Source organism: Pseudomonas sp. AAC, from assembly GCF_000725445.1.
GTDB lineage: Bacteria > Pseudomonadota > Gammaproteobacteria > Pseudomonadales > Pseudomonadaceae > Pseudomonas > Pseudomonas citronellolis.
Genome location: NZ_KL647097.1, coordinates 308,556 through 330,024, shown reverse-complemented (window position 1 = coordinate 330,024; position 21,469 = coordinate 308,556). Strand labels below are relative to the sequence as shown.

The following is a 21,469-nucleotide window of genomic DNA, read 5'->3' as shown; positions in this document are numbered from 1 at the left end:
CGCCATTCCTTGCGCGCGCTGACAACAAGAAGAACCGAGATGCCTGAGCGTACCACCCTGTCCAGTTGGGTTCGTGGGATCCTCCTTGCCATCGAGCTGGAGGGGCTGGACAGCCGCGAGCTGTTCGCCGAGCTGGGCCTGGACCTTGCCGTCCTCGCCGACCCGGACGCGCGTTTCCCCCAGGACGACATGACGCGCCTGTGGCAGCTGGCCGTGCAGCGCAGCGGCAATCCGGCCATCGCCCTCAACTTCGCTCGCGTGCACACCCCGGCGTTTCCGGTGCTGGGGTATTCGATGATGTCCAGCCGCACCCTGGCCGAGGCCTTCGAGCGCCTGGAGCGTTACCAGCGGATCATCGCCGAGGGGGCGGACGCGAGTTTCCGCCGCCTGCCCGAGGGCTGCCTGTTCAGCGTGCAGGTGCACGGCGACCGCCTGTTGCCGCCACGGCAGAGCGCGGAAAGTTCGCTGGCCAGCATGATCGCCCTGGTGCGCTGGATCACCGGGCGCGACATCCGCCCGCTGGAGGTCCGCCTGGCCGGCGAGCCGCCGCTCGACCTGGCGCCCTACCAGGCGCTGTTCCAGGCGCCGCTCAGCCATGGCCACGGGCAGTGCGCCATGCTGTTTTCCCACGAGGACATGAATGCGCCGCTGCCGACGGCCAACGCCGAACTGGCGCGCCTGCATGACCGTTTCGCCGGCGAGTACCTGGCGCGCTTCGGCAGCAGCCGCTTCAGCCACCAGACGCGCCAGGTGCTGTGCCGCCTGCTGCCCCAGGGCGAGCCACGGCGCGAGGCGGTGGCGGAAATCCTCCACCTGTCCGAGCGCACCCTGCAGCGGCGCCTGCAGGAGGAGGGCAGCAGCTACCAGCAACTGCTCGACGACACCCGCCGCGAGCTGGCCCAGCAGTACCTGGCGACGCCGCACATGACGCTGCTGGAGATCGCCTATCTGCTGGGGTTCTCCGAGCCGAGCAACTTCTTCCGCGCCTTCCGTCGCTGGTTCGGGGTGACGCCGGGGGAGTATCGGGAGCGGTTGTAGACGGTCGCGGGCGGTGACTGTAGGAGCGGGCCCTGCCCGCGAATGGCGCGCAGGGCGCGCTCCTGCATGGGCACGGTGTTGGGGCAACCCGCAGGAGCGGATCTCATCCGCGAATCGCGCCGATACGTCCGGCCATCGCGGACAAGGTCCTACTGCATGAGCGAGCATGGCTTTTCGTAGGATGGTGTTGAGCGAAGCGATACCCATCACCGCAACCGCGTGGGTTTCGCCAAGGCTCAACCCATCCGTTGAGGCGCATCTCGGCGCAGCCGGCAAGACGGTTGCTCCTACGCCCGTGTCTCCTGGAACCGCAGGAGCGGACTCCGTCCGCGATTATCCGCGCAGGCTCAGAAGAACGACCGCGACGCCTTGAAGGTCACGGCGCTGTCGCAATAGGCGTTGTGGCCGGAATAGGCGGTGCAGTCCGTCCCGCTCAGGCTGCTGCCGCTGTAGGAAAAGTTCAGGTCCAGGCCCAGCCAGGGGCGGCTGAGGTTCACCGACCAGTCGTTGAAGCCGCTGACGTAGCCATTGGTCACGCTCACCGGGTTCTCCAGGCTGTAGCTGGCGTACTTCAGCGTCAGGTCGAAGCCCAGCGGCGGCGTCAGGCCCAGGTCGGCGAACAGCGTGGCGCTGCTGCGCCCGGCGCTGTTGCTGTAGGCGGCGCCCAGGCGGCTGCCGAAGATCGACAGGCCGCCGTAGACGTCCTGGGTGTCCAGGTCCGGCCGCTGCGGGTGCACGTAGCGGATGCTGCCCAGTTCGTAGCCGAGGCGGCCATTGCCCAGCGGGCGCTTGAAGCCGGCGTAGGAATCGACTTCGGTGGGCTTGTCCGGCTCCAGGTTGGCGGCCCAGCCGCCGAAGTACCAGCCCGAGGCGTGGCTGGCGTCGAGCCCGCCGTGCAGGCTGTCCAGGCCGCCGGGCTGGACCAGGCCCTGGGCCATGCTGCGGGCCGGCGAGGTGGCGAACTTGAGGTCGAAGTCGCCGAGTTGGCGCTGCATGACCTGGGCATTGGCGGCCAGGCTGGCGCACAGCGTGGCGCCCAGCAGCAGACGGTGGATGATCATGGCTCCCCCCTAGATCTTCGAAATGCTCCTTGGCAGGTGCGGTCCCCTCCGCACCTTTACAGGGTAAAGCCATTCCTTGACCGGGCAATGACCGGCGGTCCATTTGTCGGCCGGAGCGAACCTTTGCGTACCGGCGTTCGCCGAGGTTGCCGGGCCGCGGACTAGCTGCTAAATCTTCCCCAGCATGCGCAGTCCATTCAGCAGGGAGGCCTCCATGGCCATCACATCCGTACCTTCGGCCGACGGCCAGGAACTGACCATCGTCGTCCAGGGCCGCTTCGACTTCGGTGCGCACCAGGAATTCCGCGACGCCTACGAGCGCGTCGAGACCACCCCGCGGCGCTACGTCGTCGACCTCAAGGGCGCCACCTACCTGGACAGCTCGGCGCTGGGCATGCTCCTGCTGCTGCGCGACCACGCCGGCGGCGAACATGCGCAGATCAGCCTGGTGCACTGCAGCCCGGACGTGCGCAAGATCCTCTCCATCTCCAATTTCGAACAACTGTTCCGCATCTCCTGAGCCGTGGCGGTCATGGCCAACTTCCTCACGGTCCTGATCGCCGACGACAACGCCGCCGACCGCCTGCTGCTGTCCACCATCGTCAGCCGCCAGGGCCACCGCGTGCTGACCGCCGCCAACGGCCTGGAAGCCCTGGCGCTGTTCGAGCAGGAGCGCCCGCAGCTGGTGCTGATGGACGCCCTGATGCCCGTGATGGACGGCTTCGAGGCGGCGCGGCGGATCCGCCGCCAGGCCGGCGAGGAGCTGGTGCCGATCATCTTCCTCACCTCGCTGAGCGAGACCGAGGCCCTGGTGCAGAGCCTGGAGGCCGGCGGCGACGACTTCCTCTCCAAGCCCTACAACCGGGTGATCCTCGAAGCCAAGATCCGCGCCATGGGCCGCCTGCACCACCTGCAGCGCGAGGTGCTGGCGCAACGCGACCTGATCGCCCGGCACAACGAGCACCTGCTCAACGAGCAGCGGGTAGCCAAGGCGGTGTTCGACAAGGTGGCGCATTCCGGTTGCCTGAACGCGCCGAACATCCGCTACCTGCAGTCGCCCTTCGCGCTGTTCAACGGCGACCTGCTGCTGGCCGCCTACAAGCCCTCCGGCGGCATGCACGTGCTGCTCGGCGACTTCACCGGCCACGGCCTGCCGGCGGCCATCGGCGCCATGCCGCTGGCCGAGGTGTTCTACGGCATGACCGCCAAGGGCTACCCGATCGCCGACATCCTCCGCGAGATGAACGCCAAGCTGAAGCGCATCCTGCCGGTGGGGGTGTTCTGCTGCGCCAGCATGCTCAACCTGAGCTTCCAGCGCGGCCTGCTGGAGGTGTGGAACGGCGGCCTGCCCGACGGCTACCTGTTCCGCCAGGGCCGCGAACTGCAGCCCCTGGTGTCGCGCCACCTGCCGCTGGGCATCCTGGAGCCGGCGGCCTTCGACGAGCGCTGCGAAGTCTTCCCCATGGAGGACGGCGACCGCGTGTTGCTGTTCTCCGACGGCGTGCTGGAGGCGCGCAACCCGCAGGGCGAGATGTTCGGCGAGCAGCGCCTGCGCCAGGTGTTCGAGGAGCAGCGCGACGCTTCGCGGCTGTTCGACGGGGTGAAGGCGGCGCTGGTGCGCTTCCGCGGCGAGGCCCAGGACGACCTGAGCATGCTGGAAGTGGCCCTGGTGCCCGACGCCAGCCTGCAGCGGCCGCCGCTGGCGTTTTCCGAGAGCGGGCTGGGTGGCACCCAGGACTGGTCCTGCAGTTTCGAGTTCCGCGCGCCCACGCTGCGCCACTTCAACCCCCTGCCGTTCCTGCTGCAGCTGCTGATGGAGGTGCATGACCTGCGCCCCCGCGGCGGGGCGCTGTACACGGTGCTCGCCGAGCTCTATTCCAATGCCCTGGAGCACGGCGTGATGGGCCTGGAGTCGCGCCTGAAGTGCGACGCCCAGGGCTTCGCCCGCTACTACGAGGAGCGTCGCAGGCGTCTGGAAAGCCTCGACCACGGCTTCGTGCGCTTCCACATCGACCTCGCCCCTCATGGCGACGGCGGCCGCCTGCTGGTGCGGGTGGAGGACAGCGGCAACGGCTTCGACGTCAATGCCGTGCTGCAGGCCCAGGCGCAGTGCGCGCCGGGTTCCTTCAGCGGCCGCGGCCTGACCCTGGTGCGCAGCCTGGCCGACCGCTGCCAGTGGTCGGCGGACGGCAAGTCGGTGTCCGTGGAGTTTTTCTGGTCCGCTCAGGCATAATCCGGCACTTCCCGTGCGCCGGCCCTGGCCACGGGTAGCCAGGGAGCGAGCGAATGTCCGATGTGCATCTCGACGATGCCGTACTGAAGGCTTTGCGGGAGGTGATGGCGGAAGAGTTTCCGCTGTTGCTGGACACCTTCGTCGCGGATTCCGAGGAGCGCCTGCGCAACCTCCACGAGGCCCTGGCGGAACTCGACGGCCAGGCCCTGCGCCATGCCGCGCACAGCTTCAAGGGCAGCTGCGGGAACATGGGCGCGCCGGCCCTGGCCGCGCTGTGCAAGCGCCTGGAAGACGCCGCCCGGCAGGGCGACATGGCCAAGGCCGCCGGGCTGATCGAGCAGGTCGAACGCGAGTTCGCCATCGTCCGCATCCTGTTGCGCCAGCAGCGCCTGCAGCGTTCCTGACGAGCGATCCGGGAAACTGGCCCGGCCCTTGCTATCTCCGTGTCATCGACGCAAACGAGAACGGAGATCGCCGATGGCTGTCGCCCCGGACATCCTACTTTCGCCGACCGCGCCAGCGAGCCCCCGGACATCCCCGTCCAGGGCCGCGCAGGATTCGGCCAACACCAGCAACGACAAGGGTTCCAGCTTCGCCGACGTCTACGCCCAGGAGAGCCGGCCGGCCGCCAAGGAGCGCCCGCAGGCCCAAACCAAGGCCAGCCGCGACAAGCCGCGCGGGCAGGACGACGCGCCGGCCAAGGACAGCGCCAAGGCGCCGGAAGCCGGCAGCGAGCAGCCAAAGGTTGCCGATGGCGGCAAGCCCTTGCCGGCCCAGGAACAGGCGTCGACCGACGACGACGGCCAGCAGCCGCCCGACCCCAGCCTCGACCCGCTGCTGGCGCTGGCCATGGGCGCGCAGCCGCCGGTGCAGGACAGCGCCGCGCAGCTCGGCCAGGCCCAGCTCAATGCCGCCAACAGCGATGGCGACCTGCAGAAGCTCAACCAGGCCCAGGGCGTGGCCCTGTTGCCGGAGGCGGGCGCCGAGGAGGTGACCCAGGCCCTGCAGTTGCCCCCCGCCGGCAAGGGTGAAATCAACCTCAAGCTGACCGACGACCAGGGCAAGGGCGACGCCAAGCTGGACATGACCAGCCTGCTGGCCGGCCTCAAGGATGCCCAGGGTTCGACCGAGGCCAAGGCCACCGATGCCGCCGGCGAACTGGCCGGGCAACTGGCCGACGACGTGGCACAGCCCAAGACCGAGACGCGCAACGAGAGCTTCGCCCATCGCCTGGAGGCCATGACCCAGGCGCTCAACGGCACCCCGCAGGCGCTCACCAGCCGCCCGGTCAACCCGCAGGTGCCAGGCCAGCCGGTGGCCATGCAGCAGAACGGCTGGACCGACCAGGTGGTGGACCGGGTGATGTGGATGTCCAGCCAGAACCTGAAGTCCGCCGACATCCAGATGGAGCCGGCCGACCTCGGGCGCCTGGAAGTGCGCATCCACATGACCGGCGACCAGACCCAGGTGACCTTCGCCAGCGCCAGCGCCGGCGTGCGCGAGGCCCTGGACAGCCAGCAGCACCGCCTGCGCGAGATGCTCGGCCAGCAGGGCATGAACCAGGTCAACGTCAACGTCTCCGACCAGTCCCTGGCTCGCGGCTGGCAGGGCCAGGGCCAGCAGCAGGGCAACGCCCGCGGCGGCGCGGCCACGGCGGGCGCGGAAGGCGACGACGAGCCGGTGCTCAGCGGCGTCAGCGAAATCCGCGCGCGGCCGCAGTTGGGTGGGTTGGGGATGGTGGATTATTACGCCTGACGCCGGCCCTGCCGTTCCTGCACCACCGGTTGGCAGCGCTTTCGTAGGAGCGAGCCGGCGGAGCAGCCTCGTAGGATGGCGTTGAGCGAAGCGATACCCATCGCCACGGTCGCATGGGCATCGCAAACGCAAAGCCCCGCACTTCCGCCATCCCGCACGCCGCCCCTCGCTCCGCTCATCGGCAGCCTGTAATATCCGCCGCGGCGGCCGGGCATGACCTGGCACAGCCCTTGCTCCTATCCTTATGGACAGGCAACGGACCGCGCAAGTGACGGATTTCTGGCATGGCTAAGAACGATCAGCAGACCACTCCACCCGCCGAGGGCGGCGCCGGCAAGGGCCGGCTCAAACTCATCATCATCCTGGGCCTGGCCTTCCTGCTGGCGGTCGGGGCGTCGGTGGGCGGCACCTGGTTCTTCCTCAGCCGCGGCGCCAAGCCGGCCGAGGCGCCGGCCGCGGAGGCCGGCAGCGGCAAGAAACCGGCGCTCTACGAGGTGTTGGCGCCGTCCTTCGTGGTCAACTTCAACCAGGGCGGGCGGCAGCGCTACCTGCAGGTCGCCGTGGCCCTGATGGGCCGCGACCAGGCCCAGCTGGACGCCCTGCGCGAACAGATGCCGCTGGTGCGCAACCAACTGGTGATGCTGTTCTCCAGCCAGAATTTCGACGCCTTGACCACCCCGGTGGGCAAGGAGATGCTGCGACAGCAGGCGACCGCCAGCATCCAGGAACTGGCCAAGAAGGCCACCGGTCAGTTGACCGTGGAACAGGTGCTTTTCACCAATTTCGTACTCCAGTAGGTAAGCCGCCATGGCTGTGCAAGATCTGCTCTCCCAGGACGAAATCGACGCGCTGCTGCACGGCGTCGACGACGGCCTGGTGGAAACCGAAGTCGATTCCGACCCCACGGCGGTCAAGTCCTACGACCTGACCAGCCAGGACCGCATCGTCCGCGGTCGCATGCCGACCCTGGAGATGATCAACGAGCGCTTCGCCCGCTACACCCGCATCAGCATGTTCAACCTGCTGCGGCGCTCGGCCGACGTCGCCGTGGGCGGCGTGCAGGTGATGAAGTTCGGCGAGTACGTGCATTCGCTCTACGTGCCCACCAGCCTCAACCTGGTGAAGATGAAGCCGCTGCGCGGTACCGCGCTGTTCATCCTCGACGCCAAGCTGGTGTTCAAGCTGGTGGACAACTTCTTCGGCGGCGACGGCCGCCACGCCAAGATCGAGGGCCGCGAATTCACCCCCACCGAGCTGCGGGTGGTGCGCATGGTCATCGAGCAGGCCTTCGTCGACCTGGCCGAGGCCTGGAGCGCGGTGCTGCCGATCACCTTCGAGTACGTCAACTCGGAAGTGAACCCGGCCATGGCCAACATCGTCAGCCCCAGCGAGGTGGTGGTGGTCTCCACCTTCCACATCGAGCTGGACGGCGGCGGCGGCGACCTGCACATCACCGTGCCCTACGCGATGATCGAGCCGATCCGCGAGATGCTCGACGCCGGCTTCCAGTCCGACGTCGACGACCAGGACGAGCGCTGGCAGAACGCCCTGCGCGAGGACATCCTCGACGTCAACGTGCCGGTGGACGCCACCGTGGTGCGCCGCCAGCTGCGCCTGCGTGACATCCTGCACATGCAGCCGGGCGACGTGATCCCGGTGGAGATGCCCGAATTCATGGTGATGCGCGCCAACGGCGTGCCTTCCTTCAAGGTCAAGCTGGGTTCGCACAAGGGCAACCTGGCCTTCCAGATTCTCGATCCGCTCGAGCGCCCGCGCTGAGCGCATCCCCCCAGAGGACCCGACAATGGCAGATGAAGACAAAGTGACTCCCGAGGAGCAGGCCCTGGCGGACGAATGGGCCGCGGCCCTGTCCGAGGCGGGCGACGCCAGCCAGGACGACATCGACGCGATGATGGCCGGCAACGCCGCGCCGGCCGCCCCGGTGGCGCCGCGCGCGCCCATGGAAGAGTTCGGCATGGCGCCGCGGGCGCCGACCATCGCCGGCCTGGAAGGGCCGAACCTGGACGTCATCCTCGACATCCCGGTGACCATCTCCATGGAGGTCGGCCACACCGACATCACCATCCGCAACCTGCTGCAGCTCAACCAGGGCTCGGTGATCGAGCTCGACCGCCTGGCCGGCGAGCCGCTGGACGTGCTGGTCAACGGCACCCTGATCGCCCACGGCGAGGTGGTGGTGGTGAACGAGAAGTTCGGCATCCGCCTGACCGACGTGATCAGCCCCAGCGAACGCATCAAGAAGCTGCGCTGATGATGGCCCGCCTGCTCGCGCTGTTCTGCGCCCTGCCGCTGGCCGGGCTGCTGCCCCTGGCCCAGGCCGCCGAGGAGCCGGCCGCCGCGCCGGCGCCGGCCATCGTCCACGCCAGCGCCTCGCCGAGCCTGATCACCGGCAGCGCCGGGGCCCAGCTGCTGCAGCTGCTGTTCGGCCTGGTGCTGGTGGTGGCGCTGATCTTCCTGCTCGCCTGGCTGGTGCGCCGGGTGCAGCAGATCGGCCCGCGCGGCAACCAGGCGATCAAGCTGGTGGCCAGCCAGGCCCTGAGCCCGCGCGACCGCCTGCTGCTGGTGCAGGTGGGCGAGGAGCAGATCCTCCTCGGCCTGACCCCCGGGCGCATCACCCCGCTGCACGTGCTCAAGGAGCCGGTGCGCGGCGTGGAGGCCGGCGAGCAGCCGGCGCCGCCGGAATTCGCCCAGCGCCTGCTGGAGCTGCTGAACAAGGACAAGGGCCGCCCGCAATGAGCTTCCCTGCCTTCGCCCAGGCGCTGCGCCGCTGCCTGCCGCTGCTGGCCGTGCTGCTGGCGCTGCTCGCGCCCCAGGCCTTCGCCGCCGACCCGCTGCAGGTCCCGGCGATCACCGTGACCACCAACCCGCAGGGCCAGCAGGAATACTCGGTCAGCCTGCAGATCCTGCTGATCATGACGGCGCTGAGCTTCATCCCGGCGTTCGTCATGCTGATGACCAGCTTCACCCGGATCATCATCGTCTTCGCCATCCTGCGCCAGGCGCTGGGCCTGCAGACCACGCCGTCGAACCAGATCCTCGTGGGCCTTGCGCTGTTCCTCACCCTGTTCGTCATGGCGCCGGTGTTCGACAAGGTCAACAGCACCGCGCTGCAGCCCTACCTGAACGAGCAGATCCAGGCCCCGGAGGCGCTGAGCCGCGCCGAGGTGCCGCTGAAGTCGTTCATGCTGGCGCAGACGCGGCAGTCGGACCTGGACCTGTTCGTGCGCCTGTCTAAGCGCACCGACATCGCCAACGCCGACGCCACGCCGCTGACCATCCTGGTCCCGGCCTTCGTCACCTCGGAGCTGAAGACCGCGTTCCAGATCGGCTTCATGATCTTCATCCCGTTCCTGATCATCGACCTGGTGGTGGCCAGCGTGCTCATGGCGATGGGCATGATGATGCTGTCGCCGCTGATCATCTCGCTGCCGTTCAAGATCATGCTGTTCGTCCTGGTGGACGGCTGGGCGCTGATCATCGGCACCCTGGCCGGCAGCTTCGGCACCGTTTGACTAGAGAGGAGGGCGCGCCATGACCCCGGAAGTCGCCGTCGACCTGTTCCGCCAGGCACTCTGGCTGACCGCCATGATGGTCGCCATCCTGGTGCTGCCGAGCCTGCTGGTGGGCCTGGTGGTGGCCATGTTCCAGGCCGCCACGCAGATCAACGAGCAGACCCTGAGCTTCCTGCCGCGCCTGCTGGTGACCCTCGGCACCCTGATCGTCCTCGGCCCCTGGCTGGTGCGCGAGTTGATGGAGTACACCCAGGGCCTGATCACCAGCATCCCCACGCTGATCGGCTGATGCTGGAACTCACCAACGCGCAGATCGGCGCCTGGGTCGGCAGCTTCGTGCTGCCGCTGTTCCGCATCGCCGCGCTGCTGATGACCATGCCGATCTTCAGCAACCAGATGGTCCCGGCCCGGGTGCGCCTGTACCTGTCGCTGGCCATCGCCGTGGTGCTGGTGCCGACGCTGCCGCCGATGCCCCAGGTCGACGCCCTGAACCTGCGCGCCATGCTGCTGGTGGGCGAGCAGGTGCTGATCGGCGCCATGCTCGGCTTCACCCTGCAGCTGTTCTTCCACGTCTTCGTGGTCGCCGGGCAGCTGCTGTCGATGCAGATGGGCCTGGGCTTCGCCTCCACCGTGGACCCGGCCAACGGCATCTCGGTGCCGGTGATGGGGCAGTTCTTCAGCCTGCTGGTGACCCTGCTGTTCCTGGCCATGAACGGCCACCTGGTGGTGCTGGAGGTGATCGCCGAGAGCTTCGTCACCCTGCCGGTGGGCCAGGGCCTGTCGGGCGAGCACCTGTATACCGTGGCCGGCAAGCTCGGCTGGGTGCTCGGCGGCGGCCTGCTGATCGCCCTGCCGGCGGTCACCGCGCTGCTGGTGGTGAACCTCGCCTTCGGCGCCATGACCCGCGCCGCGCCGCAACTGAACATCTTCTCCATCGGCTTCCCGCTGACCCTGGTGATGGGCTTCATCATCGTCTGGATCGGCACCGCCGAAATCCTCTCGCAGTACCAGGACCTCGTCCGCGAGGCCCTGGCGCTGCTCCGTGAACTGGCGGGAGCGCGCTGATGGCGGAAAGCGAGAGCGGCCAGGACAAGACAGAGGAACCCACGGAGAAACGTCGCCGCGAGGCCCGCAAGAAAGGCCAGCTGCCGCGTTCCCGCGAGCTCAACACCCTCTCCGTGCTGATGGCCGGGGCCGGTGCGTTGCTGGTCTATGGCGCGCACCTGGCCGAGGTGCTGATGGGCGTGATGCGCAACAGCTTCGAGATGTCCCGCGAGACGGCGATGCGCAGCGAGAGCATGCTGCAATTGCTGGGCACCGCCGCGCGGGGGGCCGCCGAGGGGCTCTGGCCGATCCTGCTGGTGCTGCTCTGCGCCGCCCTGATCGGGCCCATCTCCCTGGGCGGCTGGCTGTTCTCCGGCGAGGCCCTGGCGCCCAAGTTCAGCCGCATGAACCCGCTGGAAGGGATCAAGCGGATGTTCTCCGCCAAGTCGGTGCTGGAGCTGTTCAAGGCGCTGATCAAGTTCGTCGTGGTGCTGGCGGTGGCGGTGCTGGTGCTGCGTTCGGACAAGGAGGCGCTGCTGGCGCTGCTGCACCAGCCGCTGCAGACGGCCATCGTGGAAAGCGTCAAGGTGGTGGGCTGGAGCGCCTTCTGGATGGCCTGCAGCCTGCTGCTGATCGCCGCCGTGGACGTGCCCTACCAGCTCTGGGACAACCGCCAGAAGCTGCTGATGACCAAGCAGGAAGTGCGCGACGAGTACAAGGACTCCGAGGGCAAGCCCGAGGTCAAGGCCAAGGTCCGCCGCCTGCAGCGCGAGATGGCGCAGCGGCGCATGATGCAGGCGGTGCCCGATGCCGACGTGGTGATCACCAACCCGACGCACTTCGCCGTGGCCCTGAAGTACGACGCCGCGGCCGGCGGCGCGCCGCGCCTGCTGGCCAAGGGCAACGACTTCCTCGCCCTGAAGATCCGCGAGGTGGCCCAGGAGCACAAGGTCACGGTGCTGGAGTCGCCGGCCCTGGCCCGTGCGGTCTACTACTCCACCGAGCTGGACCAGGAGATTCCCGCCGGCCTCTACCTGGCGGTGGCCCAGGTGCTGGCCTACGTCTACCAGCTCAGGCAGTTCCGTGCCGGCAAGGGCAAGCGCCCCGGGCCGATGCCCGACGTGCCGATCCCGCCGGACCTGCGCCGCGACGAGTGAGGCACCGCGTTCGTCGCCCGCCATTGACGGCTGCCGCTGGCGGCCTTCACTTTCACTTGAGGGCCGGTGGCGCGTGCCGTGGTACGACCTGAACGGAGTCGGACCACAACACGGGATTGCTGCCATGGCCAAGGTACTGCTGACCGCCGCGCTGCGCGGCGAATACGAACAACTCTTCAACAGCTGCCAGATCCGCCCGGCGCGCGCCGCCGAGGTGGAGGCGCTGGTCGAACGCATCGAGGACAACCAGCCGCGCTACGCCGAGGTCGGCAAGGCCCTGGGCATCCCCTGGGGCTTCATCGGCGTGGTGCACTGCATGGAAAGCGGCCTGCGCTTCGACCGCCACCTGCACAACGGCGACCCGCTGACGGCGCGCACCGTGCAGGTGCCGGCGGGGCGGCCGAAGGAGGGCAAGCCGCCGTTCACCTGGGAGGAAAGCGCTGAGGACGCCCTGCGCCTGAAGCGCCTGGGCGCCGCCACCGACTGGAGCCTGGCCGGCACCCTCTACCAGCTGGAGGCCTACAACGGCTTCGGCTACCGGCTGTACCACCCCCACGTGCTCTCGCCCTACCTGTGGAGCTATTGCAACCACTACCAGAGCGGCAAGTACGTGCAGGACGGCACCTGGTCCGATAGCGCCCAGTCCAGGCAGTGCGGCGCCGCGGTGCTGCTGCGGCGCATGGCCGAGCGCGGCCTGCTGGAGTTCGTCGACCAGCCGAAGCCGAGCGCGGCCCAGCCGCTGCTGGTGAACTACTCCATGAGCCTGTCCGAGGACGCCGCCGAGGTGCGCCGGGTGGAGGAACTGCAGACCTGGCTGAACAGCTTCCCGGGCGTCTTCGTCAAGATCGACGGGGTGCCCGGCAAGCGCACTTCCGAGGCCTGGCGCCTGGTCACCGGCGCCTACCTGCCCGGCGATCCGCGCGCGCGGCGGCGGGCGGCCGCCTGAGGCTCACCAGATGGGGATGCTGTAGTTGGCGATCAGGCGGTTCTCGTCCATGTCCGCGCCGTGGCTGCTGCGCGCGGTCACGTTGCGCCAGCGCAGCGACAGCCCCTTGAGCGGCCCGTCCTGCAGGGTGTAGGCCAGGTCGCTGTCGCGCTCGTACTCGTGGCCGTCCTCCAGGCCCGCGCCGCGGCGGATGTCGTCGCCGCGGGTGTAGCGGGTCATGAAGCTCAGGCCGGGAACGCCGAGGGAGGCGAAGTCGTAGTCGTAGCGCAGCTGCCAGGACTTCTCCCCCGGCTGGGTGAAGGTCTGGATGGTCATCAGGTTGTGCGAGTAGGGCGGGGTGTAGCCGTTGAGGGTGGGGAAGCCGTCGTCGCCGATCATCTTCTGGTAGGCCACGCCGATGGCATGGGCGCCGGCGCGCAGGGTGAACATCATGCTCAGGTTGCGGTTGTCCACCGGGCCGGAGATGGCCTTGCCGTCGTCGTCGCTGTCGAAGTAGCGCAGGTCGCTGCGCAGCGACAGGCCCTCGGCCAGCGGCAGGGTGTGCACCAGGCCGTAGTAGTGCTGCTGGTAGATGTCCTTGAGCTGGCCGTAGAAGTAGCTGGCGGTCAGGTTCGGGGTGAAGGCGTAGCTGGCGCCGGCGAGGTTGAACTCGTCACTGGCGAAGGCCTTGCTGCGGCCCATGATGTACATGTCGTCGTTGCCCGCCGACTCGCGGGTGCGCGACTTCCACAGCTGGCCGGCGGTGAGCGTCAGCCCGTCGATCTCGTTGGAGGTCAGCAGGGCGCCGTCGAAGGTCTGCGGCATCAGGCGCACGTCGTCGCGGAACACCACCGGCAGCTGCGGCTCCAGCAGGCCGATGTTCAGCTGCGTCTTCGAGTAGCGCAGCTTGGCGATCAGCCCGGCGTGGCTGTAGTCGTCCACCGGCTCGCGGGAGTTCGGCCCGAAGGGCAGGGTGCCGTCGCCGCTGCGCCCGCGCCCGGAATCGAGCTTGACGCCGAGCAGCCCGGTGGCGTCCAGGCCGAAGCCGATGGGGCCTTCGGTGAAGCCCGACTGCAGGCGCAGGACGAAGGCCTGGGACCAGTTGCCGGCCTGGGATTGCGCGGCGTTGTCCTGGCGGTAGTCGCGCAGCTGGTAGAAGTTGCGCAGGTCCAGGCGGCCGCTGCTGTCGTCGATGAAATCGGCCTGGGCGGCCAGCGGCAGCAGGCCGGTGGCCAACAGGCCGAGGCGGAACGGAATGCGCTTCTGAATGTGTGTGGCGGACATGCTCTTCCCCTTGTTGTTCTTGTTCTTCGCTCCTCGGCGGGAGCGAGCGGGGAGAGGTTGTATCACATAATTAATTTGTTAACGATATGCCGGAGCAACCCGGAACTTTCCTCCTGCGGATCGGGTGTTTTCCGCGGAATGCGCGCCGTTGCCTGCTTGAGAAAGCCTCCATCCCGGTGTTCATAGGCCTTTCAGGGGCGTCTCATAACATTTTGTCACATTTGCCCGGATGGCAATCCGCCGCCTGATTCGCTGGGCGTATTGTTAAAATATTAACTATGTGCCTGAATCTAGCCCCCGGGCGCCACCAGGTGTCCACCCGACGATAAGAACAACACCGAGGTAACGGCATGAAGAAATCCTCCTTCCTGGCCCTGCTGCTCGCCTGTGGCAGCCTGGCCCCGGCCGTGGCGGCCGAGCGCGTGACGCTGAAGATCGCGCACTTCCTCCCGGCCAGCTCCAACGCCCAGCAGCACGTCATCCAGCCCTGGTGCGACACCCTGGCCCGCGAGTCGGAGCAGCGCATCCAGTGCCAGATCTACCCCTCCATGCAGCTCGGCGGCACCCCGGGGCAACTGCCGGACCAGGTGCGCAACGGGGTGGTGGACATCGTCTGGACCGCCCCCGGCTACTCGCCCGGGCGCTTCCCGCGCAGCGAGGCGGTGGAGCTGCCGTTCATGCTGCCGGCCAACGGCGTGCAGGCCTCGAAGATCATCTGGCAGTTCTACCAGCAGGCTCTGCAGGAGGATTACAAGGGCTACCGCGTGCTGGCCCTGCACAGCGACGGCGGCATGCAGCTGCACACCACCGGCAAGGCGGTGCGCAGCCTGGAAGACTTCAAGGGCCTGAAGCTGCGCGCCTCCTCGCGCATGAGCGCCCGCCTGGCCACCGGCCTGGGCGCCGCCCCGGTGAGCATGCCGGCGGCGCAGCTCACCGAGTCGCTGTCCAAGGGCGTGATCGACGGCGCCCTGGCCAGCTGGGAACTGATCCCGGCGCTGAAGCTCGACGAGGTGACGCAGCACCATACCGACGTGCCGGAAGGCCGCCCGACCTTCTCCATCACCCTGCTGGGCATGCTGATGAACCCGCGCAGCTACGAGCGCATGCCCGACGACCTCAAGGCGATCCTCGACCGCAACAGCGGCGACGCCCTGGTGCAGCGCTTCGGCGAAGCCTGGGAGAACGAACTGGCGCGGGCCCGCGACATGGTCGCCAGGGACAGCGTTGCCAGCTTCGAGCCGGCGGCCTACCAGAGCCTGCGCGAGGCCGGCGACAAGGTCACCGCCGAGTGGGTGGCCGACGCCGAGGGCAAGGGCCTGGCGGGCGGGCAACTGGCCGACCGGCTGCGCGAGCTGTCCCGGGCCGCCGGCGTCGAGCTGTAAGGGGTGGCCGCGATGAGCGAGATGCTGTCCCTCGAAGGCGCCGTGCCGGCCCGCGGCAAGGGCCTGCCGGTGCGCCTGCTGGAATCCCTGGCGCAGGGCTTCGCCTATTTTGGCGGCGCCCTGCTGCTGGCCCTGGTGGGCATGTCGCTGGTATCCATCGTCGGCCGCAAGCTGTGGTCGACGCCGGTCACCGGCGACATGGAGCTGCTGGAAATGGGCGCGGCGGTGGCCATCGCCGCCTTCCTGCCGCTGTGCGAGATGCGCAACAGCCACATCCGCGTGGAGATGTTCTCCAACTGGATGCCCCTGGCCGTGCGCCGCGTACTCGATGCCGTGGCGCACCTGCTGTTCGCCGCGGTCGCCGCGGTGCTGGCCTGGCGCACCGGCCTGCAGGTGCTGGAGGCCCACGCCCACGAGGACAGCAGCACCCTGCTGGCGGTGCCGCACTGGATCCCCCTGGCGCTGGTGGTGCCGAGCCTGGCGCTGCTCTGCCTGTGCGCCCTGTGCCGCAGCCTGCTGGCGCTGCTGGAAGAAGGAGCCGGACGATGAGCGCAATGGCCCTGGGCCTGTGGATGTTCGCCGGCCTGCTGGCGATGCTGGTGCTGCGCGTGCAGGTCGGCGTGGCGATGTTCCTGGCCGGCGCGCTGTGCTTCCTGGTGATCAACCAGGGCGACCTCAGCGCCTTGCTCTATACCCTCAACAACCTCGCCTACGCGCGCCTGTCCAACTACGACCTGGCGGTGATCCCGCTGTTCGTGCTGATGGGCCAGTTCGCCACCCACGGCGGTCTGTCGAAGGCGCTGTTCCGCTGCGCCTCGGCCTTCATCGGCCACTGGCGCGGCGGCCTGGCGCTGTCGGCGGTGGGCGCCTGCGCCGGCTTCGGGGCGATCTGCGGCTCGTCCCTGGCCACCGCGGCGACCATGGGCCAGGTGGCCCTGCCGGAGCTGGCGCGGCACAAGTACTCCGGGCGCCTGGCCACGGCCTCGGTGGCCGCCGGCGGCACCCTGGGCATCCTCATACCGCCGTCGGTGCCGTTGATCATCTATGCGGTGCTGACCCAGGAATCCATCGCCAAGCTGTTCGTCGCCGCCATGCTGCCGGCGCTGGTCGCGGTGATCGGCTACATGCTGGTGATCCGCATCCAGGTCGCCCGCGACCCCGACGCCTGCCAGCCGGCGCCCAAGGCCAGCGGCCGCGAAAGGCTGGCGGCCTTCGTGCAGATCCTGCCAATCCTGGCGATCTTCCTGGTGGTGATCGTCGGCATCTACGGCGGCTGGGCCAACCCCACCGAGGCGGCCTCCATCGGCGCCGCGGCCTGCGGCCTGCTGGCGGCGCTGCGCGGCGGCATGCGCTGGGACGGCCTGGGCAAGAGCCTGACCGGCACCGCCGAGGCCAGCGCCATGATCTTCCTGGTGCTGCTGGGCGCCGACCTGCTCAACTCCGGCCTGGCGCTGACGCAGATGCCAGTGGAACTGGCCACCTGGGTCCGCGACAGCGGCCTGGCGCCGCTGCTGGTGCTGGCGGTGATCCTGCTGATCTACCTGCTGCTGGGCTGCGTGATGGACTCGCTGGCGATGATCCTGCTGACCATCCCGATCTTCTACCCGATGATCATGGGCCTGGAGTTCTTCGACCTGACGGCGGGGGAGAAGTCCATCTGGTTCGGCATCCTGGCGCTGATGGTGGTGGAAATCGGCCTGATCCACCCGCCACTGGGGATGAACCTGTTCATCGTCAACAAGCTGGCGAAGGACGTGCCCTACATGGAAACCGCCAGGGGCGTGCTGCCGTTCCTCGCCTCCGACCTGCTGCGCATCGTGCTGCTGGTGCTGGTGCCGGGGTTGTCGCTGTGGTTGTTGAGTTTCTGAGCCGAGCGTTCGTTCCTCACCTGTAGGAGCGGGCCCTGCCCGCGATTCGCGCGCAGGGCGCGCTCCTACGTAGGGTGGTGTGGCATTCCATTGTAGGAGCGAGCTTGCTCGCGAATGGGGTTTGCCGGGGGGATCGGTGTTGGGTTCAAGAGCGCCCTCTCCCCAGCCCTCTCCCTGAAGGGAGAGGGGGCTTGTCCGTGCCAGAGGGGAGAATGGCCTATGCCGGATACCTCGTGCTTGCCGGCTAACTGTGGAATACCAACGCACGCCGAACGGTCCCCTCTCCCTTCAGGGAGAGGGTTAGGGAGAGGGAACGGAGTCAACCCAAGACACTAATATCCCCGGCAAACTCCCCCTCACCTCAATACGCAATACAAACCGACTTCCCCTCCGTGAACCCCTCGATCGCCGCCCGTCCGAACTCCCGTCCCAGCCCCGACTGCTTGTAGCCGCCGAACGGCAGGTTGGGGTCCACCGGCACGTGGTTGTTGACCCACACCGTGCCCGCCTCGATCCGCGGGATCAGGTCCATCACCCGGCCCAGGTCGTTGCTCCAGATGCTGGCTGCCAGGCCGTAGGGGTTGTCGTTGATCTGCGCCACGGCGGCGTCGAGGTCGTCGTAGCTCAGCACCGAGAGCACCGGGCCGAAGATTTCCTCGCGGGCGCAGGCCATGCCGGCGTTCACCCCGGCCAGCACCGTCGGTTCGACGTAGTAGCCGGGCAGGTCCGGGCGGTTGCCGCCGCAGATGAACTGCGCGCCCTGTTCCCGGGCCAGGGCCAGGTGGCGCAGCACGCTGTCCTGCTGGCGGCGCGAGACCAGCGGGTTGACCTGGGCCTGTGGGTCCAGGCCCGGGCCGATGCTCAGCTTGCCCAGCTGTTCGCCCAGGCGCTCGACGAACTCGGCGTGGCGGCTGGCGTGGACGAACAGCCGCGAGGCCGCCGCGCAGACCTGGCCCTGGTTCAGCAGGCCGCCGCCGATGGCGCCGGCGATGGCCTTGTCCAGGTCGGCGTCGGGCAGCACCAGCATGGGGTTCTTGCCGCCCAGTTCGAGGGTGAAGCGCGTCATGTTCTGCAGGGCCGCGCCGCCCACCAGCTTGCCCACCGCGGTGGAGCCGGTGAAGGACACCTTGTTCAGCAGCGGGTGCGCCACCAGTGCAGCGCCGGCCTCGGCACCGCCGAGCAGGACGTTGAAGATGCCGGCGGGGATGCCCGCCTCGATGGCCAGCTCGGCCACGCGCAGGGCGGTCAGCGGCGTCTCGTCGGCCGGCTTGATGACGATGGTGCAGCCGCAGGCCAGCGCCGGCATGACCTTCCACAGGGCGATCATCAGCGGGAAGTTCCACGGCACTATGCCGGCCACCACGCCCACCGGCTCGCGCCGGGTGTAGGCGGAAAAACGCGCGCCGGCCGGCATCGGGATGGACACGTCCAGCGTCTGCCCCTCGATCTTGGTGGCCCAGCCGGCCATGTAGCGCATGTAGCCGAGGGAGGCGCCGACCTCGATGGCCCGGGCGATGTGGATCGACTTGCCCTGCTCCAGGCTTTCCAGCTGCGCCAGTTCCTCGGTGTGGCGCTCCACCAGTTCGGCGAAGCGCAGCAGCAGGCGCTCGCGCTCGCTCGGCGCCAGGCCGCTCCAGATGCCGGAGCGGAAGGCGCGGTGGGCCGACTGCACGCAGGCGTCGACCTGCTCCAGGTCGGCCAGGCGCACTTCGGCCAGGGGGCTGTCGTCGGCGGGGTTGCGCAGGGTGCGGCGGGCGTCGCCGCGCGGCGTGCGCTGTTCGCCGTCGATGAAGGAGGCGTGGGCGCGGGCGAGGTAGGCCTGCACCTCCGGGAGGATCGGGATCAGCGGGCTGGACATGGGCAACTCCTGGGCTGCGATGGTCGATGGCCCAGGCTAGCCGCGGCGCGCGCCGGCGGCTTGTCCGAGCCTGCCAGGCGGGCATGACCGCGGCTGCCGGCCTGGCAGCCATGGACAAGTCGGCCGGCAAGCCTGGGCAAGACGCCAGCAGGCGCCGGGCGCAGAGTGTCGGCTAGGCCCCATCGTGCCGCCCCTGCCTAAGCCACAACAAACCAGAACATCTGCTTAGAGGCCCACCACCATGTCCATCCAGCAGCAGCTCGACGCGCACCTCATGCGCGGCACTGTCGGTTTTCCCACCGCCCTGGCCAGCACCATCGGCCTGATCATGGCCAGCCCGGTCATCCTCACCGCCACCATGGGCTTCGGCATCGGCGGCAGCGCCTTCGCCGCGGCCATGGTGATCGCCGTGCTGATGATGCTGGCGCAGTCCACCACCTTCGCCGAGGCGGCCTCGATCCTGCCCACCAGCGGCTCGGTGTACGACTACATCTCCTGCGGCATGGGGCGCTTCTTCGCCATCACCGGGACCATCGCCGCCTACCTGATCGTCCACGTCTTCGCCGGCACCGCCGAGACCATCCTTTCCGGGGTGATGGCGCTGGTGAACTTCGAGCACCTCAACACCCTGGCCGAGTCCGCCGGCGGCTCCTGGCTGCTGGGCGTGGGCTTCGTGGTGGTGTTCGGCATCCTCAACGTGTTCGGCGTCAACGCCTTCGGCCGCGCCGAGGTGGTGCTGACCTTCGGCATGTGGAGCACCCTGATGGTGTTCGGCGTGCTCGGCCTGCTGGCCGCCCCGGCGGTGCAGCTGGACGGCTGGTTCGGCGCCTCGCTGGTGGGCACCGACCTGCAGACCATCCTCTCGCTGGTGGGCATGGCCATGTTCATGTTCGTCGGTTGCGAGTTCGTCACCCCGCTGGCGCCGGACCTGCGCAACTCCGCCAAGGTGATGCCGCGGGCCATGGCCCTGGGCCTGTTCGGCGTGGCCTCGTGCATGTTCATCTACGGCGCGGCGATGAAGCGCCAGGTGGAGAACGTGCTGCTCGACCCGGCCGCCGGCGTGCACCTGCTGGACACGCCCATGGCCATCCCGCGCTTCGCCGAGCAGGTGATGGGCCAGGTCGGCCCGCTGTGGCTGGGCGTGGGTTTCCTGTTCGCCGGCGCCGCCACCATCAACACCCTGATGGCCGGGGTGCCGCGCATCATGTACGGCATGGCCGTGGACGGCGCGCTGCCCAAGTGCTTCGCCTACCTGCAGCCGCGCTTCAAGACGCCGGTGCTGTGCATCCTGGTGGCGGTGCTGATCCCCTGCCTGCACGCCCTGTGGCTGCGTGGCAACACCGACCACATCATGAACCTGGTGCTGGCCGCGGTCTGCGCCTGGAGCACCGCCTACCTGCTGGTGACCCTCTCCGTGGTGCTGCTGCGCATCCGCCGCCCGGACCTGCCGCGGGCCTACCGCTCGCCGCTGTTCCCGCTGCCGCAGATCGTCTCCAGCGTCGGCATCCTCATCGGCATGTGGTACATCACCCCGCCGGGCATGAACCCCGCCGACATCTACGTGCCCTTCGCCGTGATGCTCGGCCTCACCGCCGCCTACGCGCTGTTCTGGACCCTGCTGGTGCAGAAGGTCAACCCGTTCCGCCCGGTGCCGGTGGAAGAGGTGCTGGAGAAGGAGTTCCGCGCCGAACCCGGCATCCATTCCAGCGAGTTCTACGGCCATGCTTCCAAGGCTGTCTGACTGGCTGCGCCGGCCGCCCTCGGGCTACCGCCCGGGGGTGACCCTGGAGCAGGCCCGGCGCAACCTCGGCGGCCTGGCCTTCGAAGCCCTGGAGCCCGGCGCCGGGCGCTTCAGCACGGTGGATGGCGGGCTGGTCTTCGAGCTGCGCGAGCGGCCCCAGGCGCAGTTCCTCATGCACCTGGTGCTCACCGAGTTCGTCGTCGAGGGGCCGGCGGCGCATGCCGGCGAGGCGCGCTTCGAGCTGCGCCACCAGGGTGTGCTGCGGCGCCAGGGCGTGGAATGCCGCCAGCGTTCCGGCGACCCGGCGCTGGGCGCGCGCCTGGCCGAGCGCCTGGCGGCCGACGAGCACCTGCAACGGGCGCTGCCGCCGCTGGACTTCAAGCGCCTGGAGCTGGAATTCGGCGCCGGGCGCTGGCGCATCCGCCTGGAGCACATGGCCGCCAGCGAGGTGGTCAACCGCCTGCCCAGCTTCCGCCGCTACCTGCGCCTGGAGCGCGAACAGCGCGACCACCTGCTGCGCGCGCTGTTCCATCTGGGGCGCCTGCTCGGCGAGCTCTGAGCGCAGCGTTCGTTTACAGGTTATCCACGCC

General features: G+C 68.8%; 22 protein-coding genes. 19 read left to right on the top strand and 3 right to left on the bottom strand.

Annotation, left to right across the window (positions count from 1 at the left end):
- The first annotated feature begins 39 nt into the window (after positions 1-39).
- On the top strand, positions 40-1,038 hold the full coding sequence (locus tag FG99_RS15285) for an AraC family transcriptional regulator (protein WP_043270830.1): 999 nt from the start codon (positions 40-42) through the stop codon (positions 1,036-1,038).
- A 347-nt stretch (positions 1,039-1,385) separates the two neighbouring features.
- Here FG99_RS15285 and FG99_RS15280 read toward each other — a convergent pair whose 3' ends face one another.
- Complete coding sequence (locus FG99_RS15280) at positions 1,386-2,099, bottom strand: TorF family putative porin (RefSeq protein WP_009621618.1); 714 nt, start codon at positions 2,097-2,099, stop codon at positions 1,386-1,388.
- Between the two features lie 214 nt (positions 2,100-2,313).
- Here FG99_RS15280 and FG99_RS15275 point away from each other — a divergent pair, with 214 nt between their 5' ends.
- The 13 genes from FG99_RS15275 to FG99_RS15215 all read left to right on the top strand — a co-directional run bounded on the left by FG99_RS15275 (position 2,314) and on the right by FG99_RS15215 (position 12,767).
- Positions 2,314-2,619, top strand: coding sequence for an STAS domain-containing protein (locus FG99_RS15275; RefSeq protein WP_009621621.1), 306 nt, complete (start codon positions 2,314-2,316; stop codon positions 2,617-2,619).
- Between the two features lie 12 nt (positions 2,620-2,631).
- A complete protein-coding gene (locus FG99_RS15270; RefSeq protein ID WP_081884640.1) occupies positions 2,632-4,332 on the top strand; it encodes an ATP-binding SpoIIE family protein phosphatase in 1,701 nt (566 codons plus the stop codon).
- 53 nt (positions 4,333-4,385) lie between these two features.
- Positions 4,386-4,736 carry an Hpt domain-containing protein gene (locus tag FG99_RS15265; protein ID WP_009621625.1) on the top strand — a complete coding sequence of 117 codons (351 nt, stop codon included), beginning with the start codon at positions 4,386-4,388 and terminating at the stop codon, positions 4,734-4,736.
- A gap of 73 nt (positions 4,737-4,809) precedes the next feature.
- Entirely contained in the window at positions 4,810-6,087 is a 1,278-nt protein-coding gene (locus FG99_RS15260) for a flagellar hook-length control protein FliK (RefSeq protein WP_043270828.1), read from the top strand.
- A 284-nt stretch (positions 6,088-6,371) separates the two neighbouring features.
- Positions 6,372-6,884 (top strand): flagellar basal body-associated protein FliL, encoded by a 513-nt coding sequence (gene fliL, locus FG99_RS15255; RefSeq protein WP_009621628.1) that lies wholly within the window; start codon positions 6,372-6,374, stop codon positions 6,882-6,884.
- A gap of 10 nt (positions 6,885-6,894) precedes the next feature.
- Positions 6,895-7,866: a flagellar motor switch protein FliM gene (gene fliM / locus FG99_RS15250; protein ID WP_009621629.1), complete on the top strand. Its 972-nt coding sequence runs from the start codon at positions 6,895-6,897 to the stop codon at positions 7,864-7,866.
- A 25-nt stretch (positions 7,867-7,891) separates the two neighbouring features.
- A complete protein-coding gene (gene fliN / locus FG99_RS15245) occupies positions 7,892-8,359 on the top strand; it encodes a flagellar motor switch protein FliN (RefSeq protein WP_009621630.1) in 468 nt (155 codons plus the stop codon).
- A 2-nt stretch (positions 8,360-8,361) separates the two neighbouring features.
- Complete coding sequence (gene fliO, locus FG99_RS15240) at positions 8,362-8,844, top strand: flagellar biosynthetic protein FliO (RefSeq protein ID WP_043271531.1); 483 nt, start codon at positions 8,362-8,364, stop codon at positions 8,842-8,844.
- Positions 8,841-9,620 carry a flagellar type III secretion system pore protein FliP gene (fliP, locus tag FG99_RS15235; protein WP_009621632.1) on the top strand — a complete coding sequence of 260 codons (780 nt, stop codon included), beginning with the start codon at positions 8,841-8,843 and terminating at the stop codon, positions 9,618-9,620. The genes fliO and fliP overlap by 4 nt, the downstream gene beginning before the upstream one ends.
- Positions 9,621-9,639: 19 nt before the next feature.
- Positions 9,640-9,909, top strand: coding sequence for a flagellar biosynthesis protein FliQ (gene fliQ / locus FG99_RS15230; protein WP_009621633.1), 270 nt, complete (start codon positions 9,640-9,642; stop codon positions 9,907-9,909).
- Positions 9,909-10,685: a flagellar biosynthetic protein FliR gene (gene fliR, locus FG99_RS15225; RefSeq protein ID WP_043270826.1), complete on the top strand. Its 777-nt coding sequence runs from the start codon at positions 9,909-9,911 to the stop codon at positions 10,683-10,685. The genes fliQ and fliR overlap by 1 nt, the downstream gene beginning before the upstream one ends.
- The gene (flhB, locus tag FG99_RS15220; RefSeq protein WP_009621636.1) at positions 10,685-11,821 is read left to right on the top strand and encodes a flagellar biosynthesis protein FlhB; all 1,137 of its coding nucleotides are present in this window, start codon (positions 10,685-10,687) and stop codon (positions 11,819-11,821) included. Before fliR ends, flhB begins: the two co-directional genes overlap by 1 nt.
- Before the next feature lie 124 nt (positions 11,822-11,945).
- A complete protein-coding gene (locus FG99_RS15215) occupies positions 11,946-12,767 on the top strand; it encodes a hypothetical protein (protein ID WP_043270824.1) in 822 nt (273 codons plus the stop codon).
- Positions 12,768-12,770: 3 nt separating this feature from the next.
- Here FG99_RS15215 and FG99_RS15210 read toward each other — a convergent pair whose 3' ends face one another.
- On the bottom strand, positions 12,771-14,030 hold the full coding sequence (locus FG99_RS15210) for an OprD family porin (protein WP_051878938.1): 1,260 nt from the start codon (positions 14,028-14,030) through the stop codon (positions 12,771-12,773).
- Positions 14,031-14,380: 350 nt separating this feature from the next.
- On the opposite strand from FG99_RS15210, the gene FG99_RS15205 reads away from it, so the two are divergent.
- The 3 genes from FG99_RS15205 to FG99_RS15195 are packed head-to-tail and all read left to right on the top strand — an operon-like array spanning position 14,381 to position 17,280.
- A complete protein-coding gene (locus tag FG99_RS15205) occupies positions 14,381-15,412 on the top strand; it encodes a TRAP transporter substrate-binding protein (RefSeq protein WP_009621642.1) in 1,032 nt (343 codons plus the stop codon).
- A gap of 12 nt (positions 15,413-15,424) precedes the next feature.
- Entirely contained in the window at positions 15,425-15,961 is a 537-nt protein-coding gene (locus FG99_RS15200) for a TRAP transporter small permease (protein WP_043270822.1), read from the top strand.
- Complete coding sequence (locus FG99_RS15195) at positions 15,958-17,280, top strand: TRAP transporter large permease (protein ID WP_043270820.1); 1,323 nt, start codon at positions 15,958-15,960, stop codon at positions 17,278-17,280. The genes FG99_RS15200 and FG99_RS15195 overlap by 4 nt, the downstream gene beginning before the upstream one ends.
- A gap of 361 nt (positions 17,281-17,641) precedes the next feature.
- Here FG99_RS15195 and FG99_RS15190 read toward each other — a convergent pair whose 3' ends face one another.
- A complete protein-coding gene (locus FG99_RS15190) occupies positions 17,642-19,138 on the bottom strand; it encodes an aldehyde dehydrogenase family protein (protein ID WP_043270819.1) in 1,497 nt (498 codons plus the stop codon).
- 241 nt (positions 19,139-19,379) lie between these two features.
- Between FG99_RS15190 and FG99_RS15185 the strand changes: the two genes are divergently transcribed.
- Together FG99_RS15185 and FG99_RS15180 are read left to right on the top strand one after the other, a co-directional pair.
- Positions 19,380-20,879, top strand: a complete 1,500-nt coding sequence (locus tag FG99_RS15185) for an APC family permease (RefSeq protein WP_043270817.1) — start codon at positions 19,380-19,382, stop codon at positions 20,877-20,879.
- Complete coding sequence (locus FG99_RS15180) at positions 20,860-21,438, top strand: DUF3156 family protein (protein ID WP_043270815.1); 579 nt, start codon at positions 20,860-20,862, stop codon at positions 21,436-21,438. The genes FG99_RS15185 and FG99_RS15180 overlap by 20 nt, the downstream gene beginning before the upstream one ends.
- Positions 21,439-21,469 lie beyond the last annotated feature (31 nt).